The sequence below is a fragment of the Rhizobium sp. SVR5-2C genome, from assembly GCF_056755115.1.
Genome location: NZ_JBNDHT010000245.1, coordinates 1 through 5,013, shown reverse-complemented (window position 1 = coordinate 5,013; position 5,013 = coordinate 1). Strand labels below are relative to the sequence as shown.

Here is a 5,013-nt window from a genome sequence, read left to right as displayed (position 1 = left end):
GTCGGAAACCGCCGTCCAGATCTTCCGTGATCGCGGCGTCGAAGTCGATTTCCAGCCGCAGCTCGGCAAGGACAAGGACAAGCTCGCCGAAATCATCGGCAATTATGACGGCCTCGCCATCCGCTCCGCTACCAAGGTGACGGAAAAACTGATTGCCGCCGCGACCAATCTCAAGGTCATCGGACGCGCCGGCATCGGCGTCGACAACGTTGAGATTCCGGCCGCTTCGCGCCGCGGTATCATCGTCATGAACACGCCTTTCGGCAACTCGATCACCACAGCCGAGCACGCTATCGCGCTGATGTTCGCCGTTGCCCGCCAGCTTCCGGCAGCCGACACCTCGACCCAGGCCGGCAAGTGGGAAAAGTCGAAGTTCATGGGTGTCGAGATCACCGGCAAGACGCTCGGCGTCATCGGTGCGGGCAATATCGGCTCGATCGTCTGCGCCCGCGCCATCGGCCTGAAGATGCACGTCCTTGCCTATGATCCGTTCCTCTCCAAGGAGCGCGCCGAGGAGATGGGCGTCACCAAGGTCGAGCTCGATGAGTTGCTCGCCAAGGCCGACTTCATCACCCTGCATGTGCCGATGACCGACAAGACGCGCGGCATCCTCAACAAGGAAGCGCTGGCAAAGACCAAACCCGGCGTGCGCATCATCAACTGCGCCCGCGGCGGTCTCGTCGACGAAGCGGCTCTTGCGGAAGCGATCAAGTCCGGCCATGTCGCCGGTGCAGCCTTCGATGTCTTCGAAGTTGAGCCGGCCAAGGAAAGCCCACTTTTCGGCTTGCCGAACGTCGTCTGCACACCGCATCTCGGCGCATCGACCACGGAAGCTCAAGAAAACGTTGCGCTGCAGGTTGCCGAGCAGATGTCGGACTACCTGATCAAGGGTGCGGTCTCCAACGCGATCAACATGCCGTCGATCACGGCCGAGGAAGCGCCGATCCTCAAGCCCTTCATCAAGCTTGCCGACGTGCTCGGCGCCTTCGTGGGACAGGTGACGGAAAGCGCCATCAAGGAGATCGAGATCCTTTATGACGGTTCAACGGCCGGGATGAACACCAGGGCTCTGACAAGCGCCGTGCTGGCCGGTCTTATCCGCCCGCAGGTTGCGGACGTGAACATGGTTTCGGCGCCGATCATGATCAAGGAAAAGGGCATCATCCTTTCCGAGGTCAAGCGCGACAAGACCGGCGTCTTCGACGGCTATATCAAGCTGACGGTGACGACGGCGAACCAGACTCGCTCCATCGCGGGCACGGTGTTTTCCGACGGCAAGCCGCGCTTCATCCAGATCAAGGGCATCAACCTCGACGCCGATGTCGGTTCGCACATGGTCTACATCACCAACACCGACGTTCCCGGCATGATCGGCTTCATCGGAACGACGTTGGGTGCGGCGGGCGTCAACATTGCCAACTTCCAGCTCGGCCGCGACAGGCAGGGCGGAGATGCGATCGCGCTCCTTTATGTCGACGGACCGATCGGCGACGACGTCCTCACCAAGCTGACGGCCCACCAGGCTATCCGCCAGGCGAAGCCCCTGGTCTTTGCGGTCGAGTAAGATTTCCTCCCAAGGAAGAACGAGAAAGCCGGGCGCAGGGGACTGCGCCCGGCTTTTTTACTTTTGATGGATCGATGCTGCGGAGATCACGCGCCCGTATCGGGTTTGCTCGTTTCCGGAGCGTCCGCAGGCGGAGCATCCGAAGCCGGCGCGTTGGCGGCCGGCTTTGGATCAGCCGCCGCCGGCCAGGTCAGATAGTAATACTGGCTGCCGACCTGCCCGAAATAGACGTGGTTGCCGGTGTTCTTCTCGACGAAGCTGCCGTCGTCGGCTTTGACGAGTGCGCCGTGGTTGTCGCGCTCCAGATGGCTCCTCAGGAAGTCGTTCCAGTCGCTCGTCTCGACCGTCTGGCCGGGCTTGCTTTGGTCCTCGTCGGCCACGTCCCACGCCTTGATCGTCACGCCCTTTGTCGGGTCGGTGACCTGCAGCGTGCCGTTGTTGAATGCTTCGAGCATCGACGCTTCCTGGCTGTTCCCACCCTTGGCCTCGGCGGCGGCGGTGAGGTTCTGCTTCAGCAGCGCCATGAAGGATGACGTGGTGATATCGGTGCTTGCGAGCGTCGAATCTGAAGAGCCGGTATCGCTGGTCTGGTTCGCGGGCAAACCGTTCAGTAGAGCAGTCAACGCCGAGCGCGACTGAGAGGGAAGGCTCGAGAAATCGCCGTTTGCGAAGGAAGAATCGTCGGAGCTGGCCAGCCCGTCGGAAGAGGGTTCCCCGCCGTGCAGCACCTGCAGCGCCAGTTGCGATGAGAGAAGTCTTGTCGAATCAACTAATGAAACCATTGAAACCTCTTTGAATAAGGAAATCGATTTGCCTGCCAAGCCGCAGAAGCAATCGGAACGGGAAACTGTCCGCAGCATCGAAATGTCCGTCTCGATGTGGTGATCGAGACGGATATCCTTTTGTAGAGAATTCAATAGTCGCGCAGCGTTGTGTGTGGCTTGCGTGCTGAACAGGTCGGAAGCCGGGCGCAAGGGGACTGCGCCCGGCTTTTTTGCCAGCATCTTTGCCTGGCAATCAGATCATAAATTGACTGCTGTTTGGAATGTGACCCTCCGGCGTCAGGTCATCGACGGCCTTTGGAAGATCTTTTGAAAGGCGGCTCAGGATTTCGTCCGCGCTGAGCCCTGTTTTGGAAGAGATCTCCTCCAGAACATCCGGGCCAATCGCCTGCGAGAGCTGGCGGTCGTCGATCGGCTTGTTCTCGCCGGGCGATACCCAGGAATCCGCCGTATCGCCATAGCCGTTCTTGCTGAACTGATCGAGCAAACCGCCAAGGCCGCCACTCAAAACGCCGCCGGCAGAGCCGCCTTTGATAAGGTCACCGAGACCGCCGCCGGCAAGTCCGCCCAGAAGTCCGCCCAGACCGGCGTCCGATGACTGGGATGGTATTCCGGGCTGGGCACCGGGTGTTTGCCGCTGTGCGCCGCCCTGCGTGAGCTCCCTCAATGCCGAGGCGATCTTATCGCGATTCTGGTAGCCAGCCACGGCGAGTATGCCGAGCAATGCAGTGAGATTTCTCCGATCCATGATGTCCTCCCGTTGAGTTGGGCCGCATTCGACCAATGCCCCGGAATGCGGGAATGCACGGAAGGTGACTTAGTTCCTGCGTCGTAAAATTCAACGTACGGGCTTCAACAGGCGTAGCGCATTGATCGTCACCAGCACCGTCGCTCCCGTGTCAGCGAGGATCGCAGGCCACAATCCGGTGATGCCGACGATGGTCGTGACAAGGAAGACCACCTTGAGGCCGAGCGCGATGGTGATGTTTTCGAAGATGTTTCGCATCGTTCGCCTGGAAAGGGCGATCATCGCTGCTACGTCGCCGACCCGGCCGTGCAGCACCGCCGCGTCGGCAGTCTCAAGCGCCACATCCGTCCCGCCGCCCATGGCGATGCCGACATCGGCTGCCGCGAGGGCAGGGGCGTCGTTGATGCCGTCGCCGACCTTGGCCACGAGAAAGCCTTCGCGTTTCAATTCGCCGACGATGCGCTGCTTGTCTTCAGGCATGAGTTCGGCGCGTACATCGATGCCGAGCTGCTCGCCGATTGCCCTTGCGGTACGTTCGTTGTCACCGGTTAGCATCAGGGTCCGGACACCGGTATCGGTCAAGGCCTTGAGCCCAGCTCTCGCATCCTCGCGTGGCTCGTCGCGCATGGCGATCAACCCGGCGACTTTCCCGTTGATGACGAGGACCGAAACGGTTTTGCCCTGCTCGTTCAGTTTAGCAATCTGCTCGTCCTGTTCGGGGGTTAGTGCGCCGGTCAGGCGGGCTGCAGCTGGAGAAAGAAGATCGAGTCTTTCGCCGCCCACGCGACCGGTCATGCCCTTGCCGGGAACGGCTTCCACCTCGAAGGCCGGTGGGACGGGCACCTTGTCGCTCTTCGCGCGCTCAAGGATTGCCAGCGCAAGCGGGTGGCTGGAGCTTCTTTCCAGGACGGCGGCACGCGAAAGCACCTGTGCCTCCGTCCGCTCGAAGGGCACGATGTCGGTAACCTTTGGCTTACCTTCGGTCAGTGTGCCGGTCTTGTCGAGCGCGACGGCCGTAACCTTGCCGAGCGTTTCCAGTACCGCACCGCCCTTCATCAGCAGTCCGCGCCGCGCGCCGGCCGATAGCGAAGCGGCAATGGCAGCGGGCGTCGAAATCACCAGCGCGCAGGGGCAGCCGATGAGCAGGATCGCGAGGCCCTTGTAAACCCATTCGTCCCATGCGCCGCCTGCAAGCAGCGGCGGCAGGATCGCGACGAGTGCCGCGACCACGACGACACCCGGCGTATAGTAGCGCGAGAAACGATCGATAAAGCGCTCGGTCGGCGCCTTCGATTCCTGTGCTTCCTCGACGAGTTTGACGACGCGGGCAATCGTGTTGTCGGCGGCCGCGGCGGTGACGCGAATGCGGAGCGCGGCATCGCCGTTCACGGTTCCTGCAAAGACCGCGTCATCGGCAGCCTTGCGTACCGGAACGCTTTCCCCTGTGACAGGCGCTTCATCGATCGCGCTTTCCCCCGAGACGATAACGCCGTCGGCGGAAATGCGGTCGCCCGGGCGCACGAGGATGATGGAGCCCACCGCGAGGCTTTCCGCCGGTACTTCGCGCGTCTCGCCAGCTTCCTCCAGCAAGGCGCTCTTCGGCACGAGCGCCGTCAGCGATTGGATGCTCGCTCGCGCCTTTCCGGCAGCGATGCCTTCAAGCAGTTCACCGACCAGGAACAGGAAGACGACGGCTGCGGCCTCCTCTGCGGCATGAATGACGATGGCGCCCGTCGCTGCGATCGTCATCAGCATCTCGATGGAAAAGGGCGTTCCGGCCAGTGCCGCCATGACTGCTCGGCGCGCGATCGGCGCAAGACCGATCAGCGTCGCGGCAATGAAGGCGTAGGGGGCGATTGCCGGCAAGAGATGACCCACAACGTAGGCGGCGACGAGCGCCATTCCGGACAGGATCGTCA

The 5,013-nt window shown here is 61.9% G+C and carries 4 protein-coding genes; 1 reads left to right on the top strand and 3 read right to left on the bottom strand.

Going from position 1 to position 5,013, the window contains the following annotated elements; all coding sequences use genetic code 11:
* Positions 1–1,564 (top strand): phosphoglycerate dehydrogenase (gene serA / locus ACPYOI_RS34870; RefSeq protein WP_481424058.1); only part of this gene is annotated, 1,564 nt, incomplete at its 5' end.
* A gap of 86 nt (positions 1,565–1,650) precedes the next feature.
* On the opposite strand, the gene ACPYOI_RS34865 is transcribed toward serA, so the two are convergent.
* From ACPYOI_RS34865 to ACPYOI_RS34855, 3 genes are all read right to left on the bottom strand, one after another.
* The gene (locus ACPYOI_RS34865; protein WP_481415896.1) at positions 1,651–2,346 is read right to left on the bottom strand and encodes a hypothetical protein; all 696 of its coding nucleotides are present in this window, start codon (positions 2,344–2,346) and stop codon (positions 1,651–1,653) included.
* Positions 2,347–2,581: 235 nt separating this feature from the next.
* Positions 2,582–3,094 (bottom strand): YidB family protein, encoded by a 513-nt coding sequence (locus ACPYOI_RS34860; protein ID WP_481415897.1) that lies wholly within the window; start codon positions 3,092–3,094, stop codon positions 2,582–2,584.
* Between the two features lie 90 nt (positions 3,095–3,184).
* The coding region (locus ACPYOI_RS34855; RefSeq protein ID WP_481424057.1) for a heavy metal translocating P-type ATPase at positions 3,185–5,013 on the bottom strand (1,829 nt) is incomplete at its 5' end.

Excerpts from the sequence above, each read along its gene's own strand:
- ACPYOI_RS34865 (WP_481415896.1), bottom strand. The coding sequence starts at position 2,346 with ATGGTTTCATTAGTTGATTCGACAAGACTTCTCTCATCGCAACTGGCG.
- ACPYOI_RS34860 (WP_481415897.1), bottom strand. The coding sequence starts at position 3,094 with ATGGATCGGAGAAATCTCACTGCATTGCTCGGCATACTCGCCGTGGCT.